This window comes from Flavobacterium psychrolimnae (assembly GCF_003312425.1).
GTDB lineage: Bacteria > Bacteroidota > Bacteroidia > Flavobacteriales > Flavobacteriaceae > Flavobacterium > Flavobacterium psychrolimnae.
This window is the reverse complement of sequence record NZ_QNUX01000014.1, coordinates 1-24,402: the sequence shown is the minus strand read 5'-3', so window position 1 is coordinate 24,402 and position 24,402 is coordinate 1. Positions and strand designations below refer to the sequence as shown.

Below are 24,402 nucleotides of genomic sequence, written 5' to 3'. Positions count from 1 at the left end.
AAACTAATTCATCGATTGTATACCTTTCATATTTAAAATTCGTATCGATTATACTAACAAATTACGAACCTGTATAATTTCTGTCAATACTACTCTCTGTAAAACTATATTTATCAACCAGTTCTCAAACCCCTCTAAAAATTTTTATCCCAGTTGAATAATTTCCGCTAGAACCAAGAATGAAATAAACTACTAATGTTTTTCTTGCCTTGTATATTTATCGGGAACTATTAAACACTCCTATATTTTTTTTTTAAAAAACGTAGCATGGCTCACGTAAAACACTTAAAAAAACCACACAAAATAGTCAAGACAAAATCAAATTAAATTCGAAAAACTTATTTCAAAAAACTCCTTAAAATGGTCACTGGATGCAATGCTTTTCTGCTCGTTCCATCAAAAATCTGGTGGCGACAACTGGTTCCTGCTGCGGCAATAGCTACGGATGGATCAGTTGTTCTAATTTTTGGAAACAAAGTATCTTCTCCCATTTGCATGCTGATTTCATAATGTTCTTTTTCATATCCAAAAGAACCTGCCATACCACAACAACCCGAATTATAAATGGTAACCGAACTGTTTTTTGGCACATTCAACATCGCAAAAGTCGCTCCCATTGTACTTAATGATTTTTGATGGCAATGTCCGTGAATTTTTATTATTTTTTCCTTTTCAGAAAATTGTTCTGCATGAATTTTTCCTTTTGTAATCTCATTTTTGAAAAACTCTTCAACCGTAAATACATTTTTGGCTAATTTTTCGGCACCTTCTTTATCATCTGCCAATCGAATGTATTCATCTCTAAAAGTCAATATTGCTGAGGGTTCGATTCCTATCAAAGGAAAATCTGCAGTAACGTAATTCGAAAAAATTTCAACATTTATATTCGCAATTGCTTTTGCTTCTTCGAGAAAACCTTTCGAAATAAAAGCTCTTCCACTTTCTTCATGATCCACCAGAATCACTTCGTATCCTAACGCTGTCAACAATTCATACGCATCAATTCCAACCGAAACATCATAGAAATTAGTGAATTCATCACAAAACAAACATACTTTTCCGTTTACAAAAGAATCACTTGGCGCCTGATTCCAGTTTTTCTCATACCATTTTCGAAATGTCTTTGGAGCCAAAAGCGGTACTTCTCTTTTGGGAGCAATTCCCATACTTTTTTTCACCAAAGGCAAATTCACCATGAAGTTCGTAAACTTTGGTGTAATACTTCCCAGTCCATTCAATTTCGCATTAAAAGCAAACACTTTATTACGCCATGAAAATCCATTTGCTTTTTGGTATTGGTACAAAAACTCCGATTTCAAAGCGGCTACATCCACATTACTGGGGCATTCGCTGGCACAAGCCTTGCAACTCACACACAACTCAAATACTTTATACAATTCTTCGTGGTCGAACTTATTGTTTTTCTCTGAATGTGTCAAATATTCTCTCAGCGCATTAGCTCTGGCACGCGTAGTGTCTTTTTCATTCCGGGTAGCTCGGTAACTTGGACATAAAGTCCCGCCTGCCGAAGGTAATTTTCTGCAATCACCCGAGCCATTGCATTTTTCGGCGGCACGCAAAATCCCCATACTATCCGAGAAATCCTGAATTGTTTGTATATTTGGTTCCACTCTGCCCGCTTCTACCCTCAGATTTTCATCCATTTTGAAAGCATTCACAATTTTCCCCACATTTAAGATTGTATTGGGATCAAAAGCATGTTTGATTCGTTTCAACAATTCATAATTCTGGTCTCCAATCATGAATGGCAAAAACTCGCCACGTACAATTCCATCTCCATGTTCCCCGCTTAGCGATCCTCTGTATTTTTTGACCAAAATAGCCACTTCGGTTGCGATGTTTCTAAATTGATATAATCCTTCTTTTGTTTTTAAATTTAAAACTGGACGCAAATGCAATTCTCCGGCACCGGCATGTGCATAATAAATAGCGCTCTGACCGTGGCGCTCCATCATGGCGGAGAATTCTGCAATATAATTGGGTAAATCACTCAACTCAACTGCGGTATCTTCAATAGAATCCGCCGCTTTATTATCACCCACAATACTTCCTAAAAGTCCGAGACCTGCTTTTCGCAACTCATTTATTTTATCAATATCAGCTCCATAAATTTTTGGCAAAGCATACCCAAAATTATTTCTTTCCAAATCGGCTATTAAATCATTGGCTTGCGATTCAGCGTCTTCCATACTTATATGTGAAGCTACTTCGAGCATGATAACTGCTTTTGGTTCGCCTTGAATGAAAAATCTGTTTTTGGCTTGTTCTCGGTTGGTTTTGGTACAATCCAATATTGTGTCATCCATCATTTCACAGGTGTACAAATGATGTTTCATCGCCGTAACCACAGCTTCTAAACTTTCCTGAATGGTATGAAAATGCGCCACTACCATAACATTATTCGTTGGTGGTAAATCATCAACTTTCAATGTGATTTCGGTAGTAAAAGCTAATGTTCCTTCGCTTCCGCAGAGGAGTACTCCTAAATTTATGGTATTTTCTGTTCCTCCAAAAAGTTCCGATTTCAATAATAAATCAATCGCATATCCGGTATTTCTTCTGTGGATTTCAGGTTTGGGAAATTCTTTTATGATCTCTTTTTGGTTTTCTGTATTCGAAAGTTCCTCGTAAATGGTCTTGTAAATAGAACTTTCGAGCGTGTTTCCTTTGGTTTTCTCAATGAATTCAGCCGAAGTCAGTTCTTTAAATACTGCCAAAGTGCCATCACTCAAGACCGCTTTAATTTCCACTATTTTATCGCGGGTCACTCCGTACCTAATCGAGGTAGTTCCAGATGAATTATTGCCTACCATCCCTCCTATCATACAACGATTTGAGGTCGAAGTATTGGGTCCAAAAAACAAACCGTGTTCTTTTAAATATAAATTCAGTTCATCCCGAATTACTCCCGGCTGTACTGTAACCGTTTTTTTTACGGAATCAAAAGAGACAATCTTGGTGAAATGTTTCGAAACATCTACAATTATTCCGTTACCCACTGTTTGACCGGCTAACGAAGTTCCAGCAGTTCTGGGCGTAATTGAAATTTTATTTTTTGCTCCAAAGCGAATAATTTTCACAATATCGTCCTCTGATTTTGGAATCGCTACAGCAACCGGCATAATTCGATACGCTGAAGCATCTGTGGCATACAGTGTTTTATAAAGATCATCATGTAAAAGTGTTCCTTCTAATGACTGAGATAATTCTTGTAATTGAGGCGTAATTGACATGTGGTGGCGTAAATTGCTGTTGTTTATAAAGAATAAAATATCACACATTCTGATTGACACTTTTCGCAAGAGTCTTCAGTCTACTAAAAATTTACTTAAACTGAAGACTCCTGCAAAAAATGAATACCAAATTTAAATCCATCATTGTAAAATTTAGAATATTCAAATTTTCTAATAATCAAAACGTTTAAATGCCTCAATTGCCTCATACTCGGCTAGACCTAAATCATCATAAAGTTTTGCGGTATTTTTATTACGCTCTTCTGCTCTTACCCAAAATTCTCTGGAATCGTTTCCTTGAAACATCACTCTGTCTTTTTGAGATTGATGGTACAAAATAGCATGTCTTTTAATCGTTACTTCGTCTGGACTCAAAGGTACAGCCATGTCTATCTGGTGAATATCCCATTCATGCCAAGCACCTCTATACAACCACAACCAACAATCATTCATGTAAGATTCTGATTTTAACTGTTTCATTGCCTCGAATATAGCATTCAAACACACTTCATGAGTACCGTGTGGATCTGCCAAATCTCCAGCAGCAAAAACTTGATGAGGCTTTATTTTGGCAATAATATCTTTGACGATAGCAATATCATCCAGACTTAAAGGGTTTTTCTTTATTTGCCCGGTTTCATAAAAAGGTAGGTCTAAAAAATGCGTTTTTTCATCTTTTAAACCTATGTATCTGGTAGCAGCATACGATTCACGTCGTCTTATAAGCCCTTTTAATTTTCGAACTTCCAAAGAATCAATTTGGTTTTCAGTCTTATTATTTAGAAAATTGATAACCGATGAGAAATTAATTTCACTGTTCTCTTTTCCGATAAAATCACGGCATACTTCAGCAAATTTCAATGCTTCATCATCCGTAACTGCAATGTTTCCAGAAGTTTGATACACAACATGTACGTCATGTCCTTGCTTTATTAATTTAGAAAATGTCCCTCCCATAGAAATTACATCATCATCAGGATGTGGACTAAAAAGAATAACTCTTTTTTTTGCAGGATTAGCTCTTTCGGGTCTGTAAGAATCATCAGTATTGGGTTTTCCTCCGGGCCAACCGGTTATGGTATGCTGTAAAACATTAAACATATTAATATTCAAATCATAAGCAGAACCTTCTTGAGCTAAAAGATCTGACATACCATTATTATTATAATCTCTATCGGTAAGTTTTAATATGGATTGTTTTGTTTCTTTGCAAAGCCAAATAATTGCTTTACTTTTTAATTCTTGTGTCCAAACACATTCACCAACGAGCCAAGGCGTTTCAAATCGTGTTAATTCAGAAGCCGCAAATTGGTCTAAAACAAAAGTAGCATTGGAATGATTCTGTAAAAAAGTAGCAGGAACTTCTGATGTGATTTCGCCTTGGATTGTCTTTTTAATAACAGCTGCTTTATTTTGACCCCAAGCCATTAAAACAATTCTTTTAGACTTAAGAATAGTTGAAACTCCCATGGTAATCGCTCTTTTAGGAACATTATCAATACCATTAAAATCAGAAGAAGCATCAACTCTGGTTATGTGGTCTAATGTTATAATTCTGGTTCCGGAATTAATATGAGAACCAGGTTCATTAAAACCAACGTGTCCAGTACGACCAATTCCTAAAAGCTGAAAATCAATTCCTCCTGCATTTTTTATTTTTGCTTCGTAATCAATGCAATATTGATTCAGTTCCTCTAATACAACTGTTCCATCCGGAATGTTGATATTTTCAGGTTTAATATCAACATGATTAAACAAATGCTGATGCATAAAGTAATGATAGCTCTGGCGGTTTTCTTTAGTCATCGGATAATACTCGTCCAGATTAAAAGTGATAACATTATGAAAACTGAGGCCATCCTCTTTGTGCATCCGAACCAATTCCTCATATACTTTAATAGGTGAAGAACCTGTAGCCAATCCAAGCACGCAAGGTTGATTTTGGGTTTGTTTCGATTTGATTAATGCTGCTATTTCATGAGCAACGACTTTTGAAGCTTCAATAGCGCTATTAAAAATCACATTATGATTTTTTTCAAAGCGCGTTTCTTCAAATTTTCCAGGTATGTCGTAAATCAAAGAAGTATTTGTTTTCATACTATATTTTTTGGTTAAATAATTAGTTTAACAAATATAACTAAAAAACAAAACGAAATATTTTATTTTGCGTTATTTAATAAAATTAAATTAAAATAACGCAAAATAACGCATTTTTAAGTTGCGATTAAAATTACAATATAGAAACTCCTAGTTTTCTATATTCTTCCAAGCTTGCATCTTCTGGATCTAAGTCCGTAACAATGGTATCTAACTGATTGATATCACATACAATGTGTGGCATTTTAGTATTTAATTTATTAGAAGAAAACATAGAAACCACTTTGTCAGAGGAATCAATCATTGCCTTTTTGACGATAGAAACCTCATAGCCCACTTCTGTCAAACCCTGTTTTACATTAATACTACTAGCGCCAATAAAGCAAATGTCTGCTTTTATCTTTGACAAAACTTGAATCACATCCATTCCTATGGTAACCATTGCATTTTTTTGCATTTTTCCACCAATAAATATTAAATCTATATTAGGATGCTGCGATAATTGCATTGCTATAGGTAAACTATAGGTATATATAGTAGCTTTTAACTCCGAAGGAATCAATTTAGCGAAAACCAAATTCGTACTTCCTCCACTCATTATAATTACCTGTCCATCATGTAACAAAGACAATGCTTTAGAAACAATTTTTCTCTTTTCTTCCTCAGCCGTTATGACAATATCGAAAACATCACTAGGTTTTTCGACTGTCTGTATCGCCCCTCCATAAACCTTCTTGAGTAAATTCTTGTCATCTAAATCATTTAAATCTCTTCGTATGGTATCTTCTGACAAATCTAGATCTAAAGCCAAATCAGCCGTAATGACCTTCTGATCTTCAATAAGTTTAGTCATTATGTATTTATGTCGTTCGGCTTTCAGCATCTTTTTAAATTAAAAATTCAGGGCAAATATATCAATTAATTCCATTTAAAAGTACAGCAACACCACCAACTGCAATTGAGCACCTCATCAAAATCATTAATTTATAAACATATAGCCTGTTTTTAAACAAAATATGCATTTTTTTGCGTCATTTAGTTTATTTTAAAAAAAAATAAGACTAAATATTGCATTTATATGCATTAAATAAATATATTTGTTCAACAACCATAAAACCAAAATAATTATGAAGAAATTATTCCTTATTTCATTATTGGTTTTGTTCGTTCAAGTTACATTTGGACAAACGAAAACAATTACAGGAACTGTTAAAAACAAAGCGGACGGAATTCCTATACCCGGAGCTACAGTACTCATTAAAGGTACTACTAAAAGTAGCACCACTGACTTTGATGGTAATTTCAGTATTGCTGCATCATCAGAACAAATACTGAGCTTCAGTTATATTGGTTTTGAAACCAAAGAAATACAGGTAACAGGCTCGTCAATGAATGTAGCTTTAACTGAAAGTGTTGAAAGCTTAAAAGAAGTCGTAATAATAGGATCGCTGGGTAGAACTTTAGATAAGTCTTCCTTAGGATATTCCGCACAAGCGGTTAAAGGTCAGGAAATCGCAGATACACAACGTGCGAATTTTGCCAACGCACTGCAAGGTCGTATTGCTGGTCTTACAGTGACAAGCACTACTGGAGCTCCTGGAGCTTCTGCTGCTATCCAATTAAGAGGTGTAAACTCCTTAAGTGGTAACAATTCACCTTTATATATTGTAGACGGTTTGCCGGTAAGTAATGAAACTTTGGACCAAGGTTTGATGATCTCAAATGCTCCCAATAGAAATCAAGACTACACTAATAGAGGTGCTGATATCAATCCTGAAGATATTGAATCAATAACGATTCTTAAAGGTCCGGAAGCTGCTGCGCTTTATGGTATGCAAGCAGGTAACGGGGCTATCGTAATTACAACTAAAAAAGGGAAAAAAGGAGTGGGAAGAGTTACTTACTCCACCAATACAAGACTAGATCAAGTCTACCGATTCCCTGAAACTCAGTCAGTATATCAAAGAGGTGCTGACGGAATAACAAATACTGATTACAGAAGACAACTAGGAGAAGCATTTGCCCCAGACACGAAGTTTTATGACAATGTGGCTAATTTTTTCAGAGTAGGAACATCTACAACACATAACTTGTCGCTTGAAGCAGGTTCAGAAACTACTTCCTACAGATTGTCGTTGAGTAATTTAGATCAAGAAGGCGTTACACCTAACACGTCATATAACCGATTAAACGCTAGCTTAAATGCTACAGCAAAAATTTCACCTAAATTTAAATCAGAAGGTACCTTTAGTTTTACAAAATCGGAAAATCAAAAAGCATCCAAAGGTGGGTCAGGTTCACTAACTGGTAGTAATGGGTATTTATTAACACTATTGGGTTGGCCTCAAAATGATGATGTACGTAATTATTTGAATACTGATGGATCAAGAAGGAAAATTACTTCCGGAGCATTGGATACTGAAACTGACAACCCATTTTGGGACGTAAACAAGAACTTGGCTGAAGATTTCAACAACCGTTTTGTTACCAATGTTGGATTAATATATGATCCAACAGAATGGTTAAATTTTACAGCTCGTGCAGGTTGGGATGTAAATTCAGGTCAAGGATACAGAGCAATTCATCCAGAATCAGCTGGTGGAATAGCAACAGGAGGTTTCATAGAAACGTACTATAACAGCACTAGTAACTTGAATACGACTTTCTTGGCAACTGCCCAAAAATCTTTCGGAAAATTCAATACTAAAATTTTGCTTGGTAATGCTATTAATGATAACTATTTTAGAATTTTATCTACATCCGGAAATAAGTATTTTGATCCAAATTTTAATTCTATTAATAATACCGAAGCTACAACACAAAGATCACAAGAAAGAATCATTCAAAGTCGAATCGTAGGTTTCTTTACAGAGGTAAATTTTGATTATGACAAGATTTTATATTTATCGTTGACAGGACGTAAAGACTGGGTTTCTGTCTTGCCTGATCCTTTCTTTTATCCTTCTGCCTCAACTAGTTTTATGTTCTCTAATTTGCCGGGCTTAAAAGATAAAGGAATATTGTCTTATGGAAAAATAAGAGCCTCGTATGCTGAGGCAGCAAACATCCCTTCTCCTTATTCTGCAGTACCTATTTATCAACCACAGTTAACTACAAATGGCGGATATGCATACGGAGTAACAGGTGCTAATCCAAATTTAGTTCCTGAGTTTCGCAAGTCTGTTGAGTTTGGTACAGAAATTAAATTTTTTGACGATCGTATAGGGCTAGACGTAACCGTATATAGCACCAAAACAGTTGATCCAATCTTGAAAAATATGCGTTTGAGTTACGGTACAGGGTTCGTTTTAACATCTGCTAATTTTGGAGACTTAAGAAATGAAGGTTTAGAAATCACCTTGAACGCCACTCCAGTAAAAACATCCAATTTTTCTTGGGATTTGAATGCCAATTTTAATAAAACGCGTTCAGAACTACTGAATCTTCCGACAGTAGTGACAGAATATTATTTATCTGATACTTGGCTTTATGGAAATGTTCGAGGTGGTGTAAAAGTAGGTGGTCCATTAACTACAATAACAGCTGTAGATTATTTAAGAAATAATGCAGGACAAATACTAATAGATCCAAGCACAGGTTATCCTCTTAAAAATCCAAACTTTGTTATCGCGGGTGATAGAAATCCGGATTTTGTACTTGGTTTTCAAAACACTTTCAAATACAAGAATTTAAGTTTATCAATGTTACTAGACCTTCGTAAAGGAGGAGATATTTTCAATGGAACCGAATTTTGGATGTACCAAAATGGAATCTCCACAAGAACTTTAGACAGAGAACAACCTCGCGTTGTACAAGGTATATTGAGAGATGGACTAGAGAACTCAGCTACTCCTACACAGAATAACGTGATGGTAACGCCATATTATCAAAATGAATATTACCGATCTGGTGCCGTTGATGCTGACTTTATTGAAAAAAATATTAACTGGTTGCGCATGAGAGACATTACCATTAGTTACAGAATGTCTCCCGAAAAATTAGAAAAAACAGCTATAAAATCGCTGTCTTTAAACTTAACCTTAACAGACGCTTTTATGATAACTAATTATACCGGGGCAGATCCTGCAGTTAATGGATTAAATGCCTCGTCTGGAGGAGCCGGAGGAGCTGGTTTTGACTTTGGGACGCTTTCCACACCACGAGGTTTGAACATGGGAGTAAAATTAGGATTTTAATACTTATAGAAAATGAAAAATATAAAAAAATTTATAGCTGCGATAGGTCTGTTGACCATTGTAGTTTCGTGTGACAACTTGCAAGATTTGAATGAAAACCCAAGTTTCCCAGTTGATGTTTCTGCCCAAGCTTTAATGCCGCCAATTGAGCAACAAATGGCTGTGGGTTTGCAGTTTGACAATCGCTATTTAGGAAGATACGTGCAATATTTCAGTAATGCGACCACTGGAAACGATTGGGATAGATACGGCTATACAGCAAATAATGATGCAGGTGGTGAAATTTGGAAGATGGCTTATTTTTCTATCGGCTTAAATTTGACCCGAATGCAAGAAAAAGCAGTTGCAGAAGAACGTCATGACATTACCGGTATTTCAAAAGTGATTAGAGCTTGGTCCTGGCAAGTTGCCACAGATTATCATTCAGAATTGATTGATTTTGATCAAGCATTTACGCAGCGTATGTCTTTTGACTATGTAGGACAAGAACAAGTGTATGCTGAAGTGTTGCGTTTGATAAACGAAGGTGTTGTTGACTTAGCTCGCACAGATGGTAAAGTCTCTAGTACCTACACAGCCGTGGGAGATAAAATGTATAACGGCGATAGAGCTAAATGGACCAAATTTGCTTGGGGTGTAGTAGCGCGTAATTTGAATAACCAAATAAATAAAGCTAGTTACAACCCAACAGCTGTGATTGAAGCCTGCGACAAATCTTTGGCATCAAATGCAGATAATGCCTTAATTAGTTACAACGGCTCCGTGTCAGCTGATAGCAATTTCAATGGGCCGGGTAGAAACAACATTTCAACATTCCGCCAAACTGATTTTATGGTCAGAGTAATGAACGGATCTGTATTCACAGGCGCAGTAGACCCCCGCATGTCAAGAATTTTAGCTCCTTCCATTGGAACATCTGAAACAGCTCCGGCATCAGCGGCAAATCCAGACCCGACCAAATATACTTTTATAGGTAATCCATTAAATACTACGGCTTCTTCGACTGCGGGACCAAGTAGAATACCTAACCTTTGGGGTACATTCTTGGCAGGAAGTATTACAACACCCGGCAGATATATTTTTAGAGATAAAGCACCGTTTCCTATCATGACTTATGCTGAAATTCAATTTATCAAGGCAGAAGCGGCTTTCATTAAAGGAGATAAAGTTATGGCTTTAGCAGCATACAAAAAAGGAATAGAAGCTAGTATCGATTTTGTAAATGCAAATACTATTAGTAGTACAACATATCCAATCACAACTGCTATATCTACGTCAGAAAAATCAGTTTTTCTTGCTAATGCAAATGTAGTTCCTGCGGAAGCTGACTTGACGATGAGTCACATAATCCTGCAAAAATATATCTCTCTTTTTGGTTTCGGTAATTTAGAAGCGTGGACAGATATGCGAAAATACCGCTATGACAACGTAAATATTTACAAAACCATGGCTTTCCCAACTAGCTTATTTGTTGATAATAATGGAAAATTGCCATACCGAGTTCGTCCAAGATTCAACTCAGAGTATGTATGGAATTTTACGGCTTTACAAGCAATTGGCGCAGACAAAGTAGATTACCATACTGTAGAAATGTGGTTCTCTAAACCGTAATTTATCAAACCTATAAAACTTATTAAATGAAAAATATATTTAACACAATTGTAAAATCCATAGTACCGATTCTAGGAATGGTAATGTTCGCCTCTTGTGGAGAGGAACACGATTTTACTCCTTATGCAACAAGTGCGTCTGAAAACACTTCAAATGTGAAATTTATTCACGCCGCTGTTGGTGCAAACGGAACAAATTTTCAAGTGAATTATTTTTTGGGAGCAGAGAAAATCTCCTCTGTTGGGATTAGTGTTGGTCTTCCTGTTGGAACTTCTTACGGATTGCAATATCCGGGATCTATCAATTATGCTTTGGTAAAATCAGGTGACCAGACCATAAGCGCGGTATCTCCAATAATTGCCGCCACTGCAACAGTTCCTCAAATTCCGGCAGTAGAACGTTTTGTGGGTAAACTAGTAACCGAAAAAGGTAAATCCTATACCAATTTCCTAATTGGCTCACTCCCAACTGTTGCACCTGTTACGTATTCAATGTTTCAAGTCAATGATGATTTATCAGTAGCCGATCTTGACAAAACAAAAGCTTATATTCGTTTTATAAATGTTATTTCGAACGCTCCTGTAGTTGGTTACGACTTAGGCGTTATCAAAACAACTTCAATAAGTGGAATTACTCCTGTAATTACAAAAGAGATTCAAACCTACAAGAATATAACTTTCAAAGGTGGAGACGAAAAATTCATTCCTATAGAGCCACAAGATCCTACTGATACCAGAGGTTATCAATTGCAATTGCGTGTTGCAGGATCCGCATCAAACAACCCAACTCTAACCGCTCCAGCTCTTGTAGCTAATCAAGCTAATTCAGGAACTGGTATTTTTGTTCCAAGAGCAGGTAGAATTTATACCGTTTATTGCAGAGGTTATGCTGGAGGATTATCTGCAGGAGCACCTAGTACAACTATCAACATTCCTGTAATAACATTTTACACCAATAAATAAGATTTACCAAAAACCACTTCAGAAAATTCTAAAGTGGTTTTTGTTTACCAATTTCAGTCGGCCTATAGTGCAAATATGTTTTTACCTTTAAATAATAGATTTTCTATTTAAACTAAAAAGCTATTTCATTTATGGCACACTTCCTTATGTACTTAAATCAACAGCAATTTTATTAATTCGTCACTTTTAAAGAACACTACAATGTATTTTATTTTAAAAAAAAATATTTATTTTTTAATGCTAATGGTTACTATCAGTTGCTATTCTCATTCAGAAGATAACAGTGCAAAGAAAAGAATCGCAAGTGATTCTGTAAAAATTAAAACAGGTGCTGATAATTATATAAAATACCTCCCTTTGTTACAAAACAAAAAGGTTGGAATTGTTACCAATCAGACTGGGATTCTGACAAACAAAATACATCTGGTAGATTTTTTATTAGAAAAAAAAATAGCCATCAAAACCATTTTTGCTCCTGAACACGGGTTTAGAGGAACTGCTGATGCCGGTGAACATGTCGTTGATGGAAAAGATGCCAAAACCGGACTCTCAATTATTTCTCTTTATGGTGATAATAAAAAGCCAAAAGCAGCACAATTAGTTGGAATTGACATCATGTTATTTGATTTACAAGATGTTGGAGCACGTTTCTACACCTACATTTCATCTTTGCATTATGTCATGGAAGCCTGCGCAGAAAACGGAATTCCTCTTGTAATTCTAGACAGACCAAACCCTAATGGGAGTATCATAGATGGTCCACTTTTAGAAAAAGAATTTACCAGTTTTGTAGGCATGCACCCTATTCCACTCCTTCACGGAATGACAATCGGGGAATATGCGCAAATGATAAATGGAGAAAAATGGCTTAAAAACGCTGCACAATGCAAATTAACCGTTATTCCTTGCCTTGATTATAATCGAACAATGGAATATAGTTTACCCCTAAAACCATCTCCAAATTTACCAAATGACCAATCCATAAATCTGTACGCGAGTTTGTGCTTGTTTGAAGGGACTAATGTGAGTGTGGGCCGCGGAACCGAAAAACAATTTCAAATTTATGGTTCTCCTTTTTTAACGATAAGCACTTTTACTTTTACTCCAAAACCAAATTTCGGAGCAAAAGACCCACTTTATAATGGAAAAGAGTGTTTTGGTGAAGATTTAGCGGCTTACCCTAAACTAACTCGATTAGAACTAAAATGGTTAATTAAAGCCTATCAAAATACCAGTGACAAAACTAAATTCTTCAATCCTTTTTTTACAAAACTTGCTGGGACAAAAAAATTACAGCAGCAAATTGAAAGCGGAATTTCAGAAAATAAAATAAGAAAAAGTTGGAAAAATGGATTAACAGCATTTAAAAAAATGCGCATGAAGTATGTAATCTATTAAATACTTGTTTATTGTCAAATAAAACTAGGACCCTGTTTTAATAAAATACAAACATTGAATCTGGCCTACAAAAAAAAATCCCTAATCAGTAAAAAATAAGAAATGGTAAAAATTAATCCCGATACAGAACAGGAATCGCTCTATTCGAACTTAGATAAAATGAGTACTAATGAACTACTCTGTAGCATAAATAATGAAGATAAAAAAGTAGCAGATATAATAGAAAAACAAATTCCCAATATTGAAAAATTAGTTGATATTATTGTGTCTAAAATGAAACTTGGTGGAAGACTATTTTATATCGGCGCGGGTACATCCGGCAGAATAGGTATTCTTGATGCTTCAGAATGTCCGCCAACTTTTGGAGTTCCGGACAATTGGATTATTGGCATCATTGCAGGTGGCGACTCCGCTATTAGAAAAGCAGTAGAAAATGCCGAGGATGACATTGATCAAGCCTGGAGAGATTTATCAGCCTACGACATTTCGAGTTTAGATGTGGTTATAGGAATTGCTGCTTCGGGAAATACTCCTTATGTTATTGGCGGATTAAAAAAAGCGAAAGAAAACAATATCGTAACTGGAAGTATTTCCTGTAATAGTGATAGTCTAATTTCGAAACAAGCCGACTACCCTATTGAATTGATAGTAGGTCCAGAATTCCTTACCGGAAGTACGAGGATGAAAGCTGGAACATCTCAAAAATTAGTATTAAACATGATATCAACATCTGTTATGATTAAACTAGGGCGTATTTATGGCAACAAAATGATTGACATGCAATTGTCTAATAAAAAACTAGTACAAAGAGGTGTTGAAATGATTATAGAAGAACTGCACATTGACGAGAAATTAGCTTCTGAATTACTAAAAAAACACAAAAGTGTCAGAGCTGTTTTACTGGCTGAAAATAAAAATCTAGAAATTTAATCAACAAACTATTTTAAAGTCTGTTACAGATTCATAAAAAACAATAAACCTATAAAGATACAAAATGACTCCAAGTGCAATTCTAATCCTTATCATAGTTTATTTCGCTACATTATTCTACATCTCACATAGAGTCAGCAAAAAGGATGATGGGAATGATGCTTTTTTCACCGCCAATAAAAATTCAAAATGGTATTTAGTTGCTTTTGGGATGATAGGAACCGCTCTTTCGGGAGTAACTTTTATATCTGTTCCAGGAGAAGTAGGCGCCGCGAGTGGCGAACAATTCAAATATTTTCAGTTTGTGTTGGGTAATGCTATCGGATTTATAATAATTACAAAGTTATTATTACCACTGTATTATAGAATGAATCTAACCTCGATTTATGGTTATATAGAACAGAGAATGGGGCTTTACAGCTACAAAACAGCAGCCACTATTTTCTTGATTAGCAGAACGGTAAGCTCTGCATTCAGACTCTATTTAGTGGTAATAGTATTACAGCGTTTTGTATTTGATTATTATAATATTCCGTTTGCATTAACTGTATTAATCTCCTTGCTGCTCATTTTTTCTTACACCTACAGAGGTGGATTGAAAACAATTATTATTACGGATACCTTACAGACTTTTTTCCTTGTGACATCGGTTTTCCTTACGATCTATTTTATTTGCGACAGTATGAATTTAAGTGCCGTTAGTGCTTTCAATGAAGTTAAAAATAGTAATTATTCACAAATATTTTTCTTTGATGATTTCCTAGGAAGTAAATTTCATTTTGTAAAACAAATATTAGGAGGAATGTTTGTAACTATAGCCATGACTGGGCTGGATCAAGATTTAATGCAAAAAAATCTGAGCTGCAAAAACATTGGTGATGCACAAAAAAACATGTTTACCTTTACGGGAATCTTCGTTATTATCAATATTTTCTTTTTAAGTGTTGGTGCCTTACTATATATTTATGCTGATAAAAACGGAATTGCAATCCCTGTCGATTTAATTACAGGCAAACCAAGAACCGATTTGCTTTTTCCTGAAATCGCATTGAATCATTTATCAACAATTCCGGCAATTGTATTTTTATTGGGAATTATTGCTGCCACTTTCGCCACTACCGATTCAGCTCTGACGGCTTTAACTACCTCTTTTTGCGTCGATTTTTTGGGAATGGGTAAAGCCGAAAATAGCCATAAACAAAATACCGTCCGTAAAAGGCATATCGTTCATATCAGTTTTTCAGCATTAATCTTCTTAGTAATACTCATTTTTAATTCAATCAATGATAGTTCTGTTGTTGGGATGATATTCAAGGTTGCTTCTTATACTTATGGCCCATTATTAGGATTATATGCTTTTGGTCTGTTTCAAAAATCAAGAAACGTAAATGATAAATTAGTCCCCTTTATCTGTCTATTAGCTCCTTTCTTCACGTATATAATAAATGAAAACTCTAAAATATTGTTTTCGGGTTATGTATTTGATAATGAATTAATAGTACTAAACGGACTCTTAACTTACTTAGGATTGTTCCTGACAAGTTCCCATAGCATTAAAAAAATTAGTTTTTAAATCACATTAAAAACACAAATAATTGACCAATCAATTGTCCCAAAAAATAATTAGATGAAAAATTACTTTATAAAGATTAGCCTCTACGCCGCATTTATATTTTTGATTACCAATTGTGCTGTTTCTAAAAAAACCAATACAATTACCGCTTTAAAAAAAGCTTCCTTTTCAGAAGAAATAGACATTTATGTTCCTAAAAGTAAATCAGAAAGAAAGACTTTTTTTAAAAATTCTGAAAGTGAAACGAATTGGGTTGACAGTATTTACAACAAAATGTCTAGTCGAGAAAAAATAGGCCAATTGTATATGATTTCAGCTTATTCTAATAAAGATTCTGTTCACGAAAATGAAGTTAAAGCCCTAATCGAAGAATACAAAGTTGGTGGAATCCTTTTTTTTCAAGGTGGACCAATGCGTCAAGCGAAATTAACTAATGCGTATCAGTCTAAATCTGATGTCCCATTATTTATTGCAATAGATGCCGAATGGGGATTGAGCATGCGATTAGATTCTACCTATCGGTATCCTTGGAACATGACTTTGGGAGCGATCGAAGATCTAAGTTTAATTGAGAAAGTTGGTAAAAACATGGGGAATGAAAACAAGCGAATGGGAATCCATTTTAATTTTGCTCCAGTTCTTGACATCAACACCAATCCAAAAAACCCAATTATTGGCAACCGTTCTTTTGGTGAAGATAAAACTAATGTTAGCAATAAAGCCATCGCCTACATGAAAGGCGTTCAAGGTCAAGGTGTTTTCAGTACCGGAAAACATTTTCCAGGACACGGAGATACGGCTGCCGATTCGCATCATACATTGCCTTTGGTTGATTTTTCAAAAGAACGAATCGATTTGGTGGAACTGTTTCCTTACAAAAGAATATTCGATGAAGGTTTGGTCTCCGTTATGGTTGGACACCTTGAAATTCCAAGCTTAGATCCTAGAAAAAATCTTCCTTCTTCCGCTTCGTATAATGTAGTAACCAACTTGCTTCAAAAGCAACTGGGTTTTGAAGGATTAATTTTTACAGATGGTTTAGCCATGAAAGGCGCCACAGATTTCCTAGGTCCTGGTGATCTTGAATTAGCTGTAATTCTTGCTGGAAATGACATTTTACTTGGTCCAGTAGACGTACAGGCAGGTTTCGAAAAACTAGAAACAGCCTACAAAAATGGAACTCTTACCGAAGAACGTTTGGCTTATTCGGTAAAAAAAATATTGCGTTATAAGTACAAAGCGGGATTGAATAAATATAAGCCTATTGCTTTAGAAAACTTAGTTCAAGACATCAATCCTTCAGAAAATGATGCTTTACATTATAAATTGTATGAAAATGCAATCACTGTTTTAAAAAATGAAAAGAAAATACTTCCTATCAAAAATTTAGATCAGAAAATTGCATACGTAAAACTGGGAGATGATGTCAACAGCACTTTTGTCACTACATTAAAAAAATATACCGAAGTAACGGAAATATCTAACACCAATATTGATAGTCTAAACACCGAATTAAAAAAATACAATACTGTTATCATTAGTTTCCATAAATTAAACAAAACTTGGGAAAAACAGAATTTTACGGAAACTGAATTGCTATGGTTACAAAAAATTGCAAAGCACAACAAAGTGATTTTGGATATTTTTACAAAGCCTTATTCCCTATTGCCAATCACTAATTTTGATGATATTGAAGGATTAGTAGTTTCCTACCAAAACTCTGATATAAGTCAGGTGGTTTCAGCAGAATTACTATTTGGAGCTATAGAGGCCAAAGGAAAATTACCCGTATCCATTAATTCATCCTTCCATATAAATGAGGGCTTATCAACCAAAAAATTAAACCGTTTGGGTTTTACAACCCCAGAAAATGAAGGAATGAATCCACTCATTTTATCTAAAATCGATGCTATAGTTCAAAAAGCAATTGAAGGTAAAATGACTCCTGGAATGCAAGTGCTTGTTGCTCGAAAAGGAAATGTAATTTTCCAGAAATCCTATGGTTATCACACTTATGACAATACCACGAAAGTTTCCAATTCAGACTTATACGATGTAGCCTCGATTTCAAAAATGATTTCGACTCTGCCTAACGTGATGCAATTATACGATCAAAATAAAGTGAACCTGGATACCAAATTAAAAAAAATGGTTCCCCTTTTTTCTAAAACAAATAAAGAAAACATCAGCTTCAAGGATTTACTGACTCACTATGCTGGTCTTCAGGCTTGGATTCCATTTTACAAAGCAACTTTAGACACTGAAAACAAACCTTTGGAAAAATACTATCATAAAATAGCTGACTCGCAATTTTCCACAAAAGTAGCCGACGGTCTTTTTATTAGAAATGATTATCACGATACCATAATGAAAATCATTGCCAATAGCCCATTGTCAATTAAAAGAGAATACAAATACAGCGATTTCACCTTCATTATCCTGAAAGAATACCTCGAAAGAAAAACTAAAAAGAAATTAGAAGTTTTAAGTCAGAAAAATTTTTATAGTTCACTTGGAATGAATAATACTCTCTACAATCCCTTAGAAAAATTTGATAAAAATAAAATTGCACCGACTGAAGTTGATAATTATTTTAGACACCAAGTTGTTCAGGGATACGTTCATGATATGGCAGCGGCAATGGAAGGTGGAATAGCCGGTCATGCCGGAATTTTTTCTAACGCTATGGATGTTGCCAAAATGATGCAGCTGTTTTTACAAAAAGGAAATTACGGCAATAAGCAATATTTTTCCGAAAAAACATTCGATGCCTTCAACACTTCCTATTACAGTTCTGAAGGAGTTCATAGAGGTTTAGGTTTTGATAAAAGAATAGGGAAAGACGGATCTACCTGCGCATGCGTTTCTGAATCCAGTTTTGGTCATACCGGCTTCACGGGAAACATAGCTTGGGTCGATCCCAAAACAGAAATTGTATATGTTTTCCTATCCAATAGAACCTATCCCGAAGTATCCAATGAAGGAAATAAATTATCTAAAGAAAAAATTCGAGAAGACATTCAGCAAATAATTCAGGAAGCTATTATCAAATAAAAGTGTTGACAACATTTTCATAAGACTGAAAAAAGTAGGTTAAAATAATTGAATTCAGCAATGAAAGAATCTAAATTTAAAAAAATGACAAAAGAGCGTTTAATTTCACTAGATGTATTTCGAGGATTAACCATTTTATTAATGACTATTGTCAACAACCCTGGAAGTTGGGCTGCGATTTATCCGCCTTTGGCACATGCAGAATGGCACGGCTGTACTCCTACCGATTTAGTTTTTCCCTTTTTTATTTTTATAATGGGTAGCGCAATCCCTTTTGCAATGCCAACGAAACAATTTGACTCTGTAGTTTTTAATAAAATTATTGTCCGATCCTTACGAATTTTCTGTTTAGGATTATTTTTAAATTATTTCAGTAGAATTGAATTATTAGACTTAGAGGGGATCTCCTTGTTACTTCTCAGGCTAATTATAACCTTTGCAGTCGCTTATGCACTTTTAGGAAACTTTAGTTTAAAAATTAAAACCTATCTCGTTATTGGAATTTTAGCGATATTACTAATCTTAGCATACAGTCAAATTGAAGCATTTAAGGATGTACGAATGCCAGGAGTTTTACAGCGAATAGGAATTGTATATTTTTTGGTCTCTCTTTTATATTTAAAAACAAATCTGAAAACACAACTTATGGTTGCTGCATCAATTTTATTGGGTTACTGGATTGTAATGGCTTTTGTTCCAGTTCCGGGATTTGGTGCCGCAAATTTTGAAAAAGGGACCAACTTAGCTGCGTGGTTGGATAATTTAGTACTAAAAGGACATCTATGGAGCTATTCCAAAACTTGGGATCCAGAAGGAATTTTGAGCACTGTTCCGGCTGTAGCTACAGGAATTCTTGGAATGTTCATAGGCCAAATATTAAATTTAAAAATCCAACAAACTGAAATTCTAAAAAAAATAGCAGTCATTGGATTTGGTTTAATAATTGCAGGCTTACTTTGGAGTATCCTATTTCCTATAAACAAATCACTTTGGACAAGTTCCTATGTACTATATTCTGCTGGCATCGCCACCTTATGCCTAACATTATTATACTTCCTAATAGATGTTGCAAACTATAAAAAATTTACAAAATTATTTTTAATTTGGGGTGTGAATCCTATGATTGTGTTTTTCTTTTCGGGAATTATTCCAAGAGTTTTGAGCTCAATTACAATTCAAAACCCAGAGAAAAGTACTGAACAAATCAATCTTCAGAGTTATTTTTATAAATTTTGTATTGTTCCTATTTTCAGTAATCCTATGAATGCTTCATTAACTTTTGCGGTCATCTATGCTATTTTTTGGTCTCTAATCTTGTGGGTGTTCTATAAAAATAAATTAATATTTAAAGTATAGCCCCTAAAAATTATCGTAATAAGTTTCTCTATTTTTTGTTTGCACATCCAAGATTCTTATAGATGAAAAAATTGGGTTTTGGTTAGTTGTTATAAGATGTTTGCAAGTCAAAAGTTTGTTGGATTTAAATACGTTTATCCTTGATTTGAAAACTTTTAAAATCTGTATGCCTTGTAATTTTGTAAAAAAATAAAATTATGCGTACAGAAAAAGTTTGGCTTATTACAGGAGCCTCTAAAGGAATGGGACTTGAAATTACAAAAGCAGTTTTGAGCAATGGCGATAAAGTCATTGCAATGTCTAGAAATACGGACACGCTTCTGGAAAAAATTCAAGAACACAAGGGAAATTTGCTTCCAATAAAATTAGACATCACCAATGAGAAAGAGGTTAAAAATGCTATCTTACTTGGTATAGAAAATTTCGGTAAAATAGACGTTATAGTCAATAATGCAGGCTATAACCTTTTGGGAAATATTGAAGAGTTAAGTGATGATGAATTTAGAAAAACAATGGATGTAAATGTTTTTGCAATTGCCAATATCGTCAGAAATGTCTTGCCGCACCTACGCAAACAAAATTCAGGACATATCATCAACACTGCATCTATGATGGGTTATATGAGCTATTCTGGTAATGGAAGCTACAGCGCTTCGAAATACGCAGTGATAGGGTTGTCGGAAGCATTGGCACAAGAAGTTACGCCATTTGGAATTAAAGTAACTATTTTGGCTCCAGGAACTTTCCGAACAAATTTTATGAATGAGGAAACGCTCAGTGTTGCAAAAAATAAAATTGACGTCTATAATTTAGATGCACAGATAGCGCAGTTTACTGGATTCGATGGCAAACAGTTAGGTAATCCTGAAAAATTAGCAGAGGTTGTACTTAAGCTTGCAGAAATGCCAAGTCCGCCCTTACACCTTCCTTTGGGTTCAGATAGCTATAATGCCATTTTGGGGGCTCGAAAAAATGAAAAAAAAGAATTGGAACAATGGAAAACTTTATCTTTATTTACTGATTTTTAGAAAATTACCATGAAAAAAACTGCTCCATATAAAATTGAGTCGATATCTGAACTTCACAGGTTATTAAATTTGCCAAAACCAATTCATCCTTTGATAAGCGTGATTGATTTTGAGCATTTAAAATTTGATTCTAATGAAATTTGGAGCAGCTTTTATTATGACTTCTTTTGTGTGGCGATTAAAAAAGCTGCCTCAGGCAAGTTTAGGTACGGACAAGGTCGATATGATTTTGATGAAGGAGTAATGAGTTTTACCAAACCAGGTCAAATTTTTTCTGTCACACATCCTATCGATAACCCTGTGTCAGGATTTATGATGGTTTTTAAACCAGACCTTATACGGCATTATGAATTAGGGAAGATTATTGGTGATTTTGGATTCTTCTCTTATTCTACAGCAGAAGCACTTCACCTTTCTGAAAAAGAGGATAATATCATTATGTCTCTGATGCATCAAATGCAAGATGAATTAAAAAATAATATTGATCATTATAGTCAGGATTTAATAGTTTCGCATATTGACCTGCTTCTCAATTATGCAAAACGTTTTCACAATAGGCAATTTATAACGCGAAGTTCTGTGAATAATGACATAGTCGCAAAAGTGGAAGAATTAATGGATGCATACCTAAAAAGTGATGCTAAACTAGCTGGTATTCCAACGGTCAACTACTTTGCAGGAAAACTCAATATCTCTCCCAATTATTTAAGTGATTTATTGAAAAATGCTACAGGCAGAAATGCGCAAACACATATTCAAGAATCCATGGTTGAAAGAGCAAAAGAACTGCTTTCTACAACTAATTTGAGCATAAAGGAAATCGCTTATGATTTGGGATTTGAATATCCCCAATCATTCAGTACCATGTTTAAAAAAAACACACAGCAAACACCTTTGCAATTCAGAACATCATTTAATTGAATAATTACAACTGCCAATATCATTTATACATTGGTTTGACCTTAGTTAATTTTTGTAAATACTTGTCGCATTTTTAACTATTTGTTTTATATTCGTTGTAGACATTTATTGATCTCAAGATACTACTGGATATGCAAATAAAAACTGCACATTAAGTTAAGCTACATTTTTATAATTAATTTGATTGTTAAATTCTTCAATGGTTGCATAATTCAAAGCAGAATGTCTGCGTTTTCTGTTGTACCAAATTTAAATGTATTCAAAAATTTCGGGTTTCATTTGTTCTTTAGTAATCAGTTTGTTTCCGTAAATCAATTCGGTTTTCAAGGATTTAAAAAAGCTTTCCGCCACTGCATTGTCCCAACAATTTCCTTTACGACTCATACTGCGAGTTATTTTTTTATAGGAATCAAGAACACTGACAAACTTTTTGCTTGCATATTGAACACCTCCGTCAGAATGAAAAATCAAACCCTTTTCAATATTTCGGTTTTTAACTGCCATTTTCAATGCTAGAAGAGTAGTTTCATCAGTACTCATTCCGTCACTCAAACTCCAACCTATAATTTTACTGTCATGTAAATCCATAATGGTAGTGAGGTAGATAAATACCTCTTTAGTTTGGATATAGGTGATATCTGAAACCCAAACTTTTGAAGGCATTTTAACAATAAACTCTCTGTTTAATATATTTTCGAAGATTAAATAATTATGATTCAAGTTGGTTGTTACCTTGAATTTCTTGCTTAATTTACTACGCAAACCTAGCTCTTTCATATATTTTGCTACAGCAATTCTTGAAATTTTATATCCAAAACTCTGAAGTTCTAACGTTATTCTAGGACTGCCATATCGTTGCTTGGATTCAAAATAAATCAATGTTATCTGTTCTTTTATAGCAATTTTTAGTTGCTGCCTTGCGGTGATTATTAGTTTTTTCCATCGGTAATAACTTCCACTTCTCACTTGTAGAACTTTGCACATTTTTTCAATCGGGAATAGTTGTTCATTGTTTTTAATGAAACCATAAATCATCGACAGCTCTTGGAAAAAATGCCGATTGCTTTTTTTAATATGTCTCGCTCTAACTCGGCATCTTTGAGTCTTTTCTCCAGTTCGTGGATTTTTTCTTGCTCGGAAGTTAGTTTTAATTTTCCTTTCCCAGGAAAGCTTTTTTCTCCAAACTCTTCGAACTCTTTTCTCCATTTATACAACTGTGGTGCTGTTATTCCTAACTCTCTGGCGAACTCTGAAATGTTGGTTCTATCATAACTCAATTGGACTGCTTTCTCTTTAAAAGCTTTGTCATAAATTTTTTGCGGACTTGTTTCATAAGCTAAAAATAAGTTTATTTCTTAACTTTCTGTGATGGCTAAGTTAGCATATCCAGTTCAAGAATTGTCCCGACAGTGTCAATTAAAATATAAAACAATTATTGGTCCATAAGGGGTTCGAACCATATTGCCTATGGACTTAAAAATATCTTATAAAACCATTAAAAAATATTATAAATGAATACAAAATTTTATACTTTTGTAATAACCACTGGATTAATGTGTTCTTAGAAATTTAGTACTTCAAAATCTACAAAGCTATATTTTATTTGAAATTTGATAAAGGTTTGTTTGTTGTTTTTGACTCGTTATTTTGTTCAGATTAGTACCTTATTTGTACCTCGAGATCTGTAACCCCCAGTAAATACAGGGCTGTTAATTTCTGCATCGGAAAATAGGTTTCACAAAACATCACAAAATAAAACAAAGAATCCCAGTTAAAATGTCATAAAACGGCATTTTAACTGGGATTCTTCTTTCTGTTTATTTAGCTTTATTTGCAGATAGTTTGTTCCTTTTTGTACCATTATTGTACCACGAAAATAATTTTCCTTGTTGGATTTTTTTTTGGCGAAATTATGACACACAGTGCAAATTCCAGTGATATTGACCACCCAATTCCAATTTAAAGTGAGCACCTGATTCCAATTCAAAATGACCACCCAATTCCGGGGCAAAATGACCACCC

15 protein-coding genes are annotated in these 24,402 nt (G+C 34.6%); 10 read left to right on the top strand and 5 right to left on the bottom strand.

Annotated features, from left to right (window positions below; translation table 11 throughout):
- Positions 1–338: 338 nt before the first annotated feature.
- From DR980_RS13695 to DR980_RS13685, 3 genes are all read right to left on the bottom strand, one after another.
- The gene (locus DR980_RS13695; RefSeq protein ID WP_113637109.1) at positions 339–3,254 is read right to left on the bottom strand and encodes an FAD-binding and (Fe-S)-binding domain-containing protein; all 2,916 of its coding nucleotides are present in this window, start codon (positions 3,252–3,254) and stop codon (positions 339–341) included.
- 171 nt (positions 3,255–3,425) lie between these two features.
- Positions 3,426–5,351, bottom strand: a complete 1,926-nt coding sequence (gene nagB / locus DR980_RS13690; RefSeq protein ID WP_113637107.1) for a glucosamine-6-phosphate deaminase — start codon at positions 5,349–5,351, stop codon at positions 3,426–3,428.
- A gap of 133 nt (positions 5,352–5,484) precedes the next feature.
- On the bottom strand, positions 5,485–6,234 hold the full coding sequence (locus tag DR980_RS13685; RefSeq protein ID WP_113637105.1) for a DeoR/GlpR family DNA-binding transcription regulator: 750 nt from the start codon (positions 6,232–6,234) through the stop codon (positions 5,485–5,487).
- A 244-nt stretch (positions 6,235–6,478) separates the two neighbouring features.
- Here DR980_RS13685 and DR980_RS13680 point away from each other — a divergent pair, with 244 nt between their 5' ends.
- The 10 genes from DR980_RS13680 to DR980_RS13635 all read left to right on the top strand — a co-directional run bounded on the left by DR980_RS13680 (position 6,479) and on the right by DR980_RS13635 (position 22,380).
- On the top strand, positions 6,479–9,547 hold the full coding sequence (locus tag DR980_RS13680; protein ID WP_113637103.1) for a SusC/RagA family TonB-linked outer membrane protein: 3,069 nt from the start codon (positions 6,479–6,481) through the stop codon (positions 9,545–9,547).
- A gap of 12 nt (positions 9,548–9,559) precedes the next feature.
- On the top strand, positions 9,560–11,158 hold the full coding sequence (locus DR980_RS13675) for a SusD/RagB family nutrient-binding outer membrane lipoprotein (RefSeq protein ID WP_113637101.1): 1,599 nt from the start codon (positions 9,560–9,562) through the stop codon (positions 11,156–11,158).
- Positions 11,159–11,184: 26 nt separating this feature from the next.
- Positions 11,185–12,120 carry a DUF4397 domain-containing protein gene (locus DR980_RS13670; protein WP_113637099.1) on the top strand — a complete coding sequence of 312 codons (936 nt, stop codon included), beginning with the start codon at positions 11,185–11,187 and terminating at the stop codon, positions 12,118–12,120.
- Positions 12,121–12,321: 201 nt separating this feature from the next.
- The gene (locus DR980_RS13665) at positions 12,322–13,518 is read left to right on the top strand and encodes an exo-beta-N-acetylmuramidase NamZ family protein (protein ID WP_167400567.1); all 1,197 of its coding nucleotides are present in this window, start codon (positions 12,322–12,324) and stop codon (positions 13,516–13,518) included.
- Between the two features lie 102 nt (positions 13,519–13,620).
- The gene (murQ, locus tag DR980_RS13660; protein ID WP_113637097.1) at positions 13,621–14,448 is read left to right on the top strand and encodes an N-acetylmuramic acid 6-phosphate etherase; all 828 of its coding nucleotides are present in this window, start codon (positions 13,621–13,623) and stop codon (positions 14,446–14,448) included.
- Positions 14,449–14,512: 64 nt separating this feature from the next.
- Entirely contained in the window at positions 14,513–16,021 is a 1,509-nt protein-coding gene (locus DR980_RS13655; RefSeq protein WP_113637094.1) for a sodium:solute symporter, read from the top strand.
- A gap of 54 nt (positions 16,022–16,075) precedes the next feature.
- Positions 16,076–19,075, top strand: coding sequence for a glycoside hydrolase family 3 N-terminal domain-containing protein (locus DR980_RS13650; RefSeq protein WP_113637092.1), 3,000 nt, complete (start codon positions 16,076–16,078; stop codon positions 19,073–19,075).
- 84 nt (positions 19,076–19,159) lie between these two features.
- Entirely contained in the window at positions 19,160–20,431 is a 1,272-nt protein-coding gene (locus DR980_RS13645; protein WP_113637250.1) for an acyltransferase family protein, read from the top strand.
- 197 nt (positions 20,432–20,628) lie between these two features.
- Complete coding sequence (locus DR980_RS13640; protein ID WP_113637089.1) at positions 20,629–21,459, top strand: SDR family NAD(P)-dependent oxidoreductase; 831 nt, start codon at positions 20,629–20,631, stop codon at positions 21,457–21,459.
- A gap of 9 nt (positions 21,460–21,468) precedes the next feature.
- Positions 21,469–22,380 carry a helix-turn-helix domain-containing protein gene (locus DR980_RS13635; protein WP_113637087.1) on the top strand — a complete coding sequence of 304 codons (912 nt, stop codon included), beginning with the start codon at positions 21,469–21,471 and terminating at the stop codon, positions 22,378–22,380.
- Positions 22,381–22,629: 249 nt separating this feature from the next.
- Here the strand turns inward: DR980_RS13635 and DR980_RS13630 are convergent, their stop codons facing one another.
- Both DR980_RS13630 and DR980_RS16540 read right to left on the bottom strand, forming a co-directional pair.
- Positions 22,630–23,454, bottom strand: a complete 825-nt coding sequence (locus DR980_RS13630; RefSeq protein WP_244199314.1) for an IS3 family transposase — start codon at positions 23,452–23,454, stop codon at positions 22,630–22,632.
- On the bottom strand, positions 23,412–23,657 hold the full coding sequence (locus DR980_RS16540; protein ID WP_244199313.1) for a transposase: 246 nt from the start codon (positions 23,655–23,657) through the stop codon (positions 23,412–23,414). Before DR980_RS16540 ends, DR980_RS13630 begins: the two co-directional genes overlap by 43 nt.
- Between the last annotated feature and the right edge of the window lie 745 nt (positions 23,658–24,402).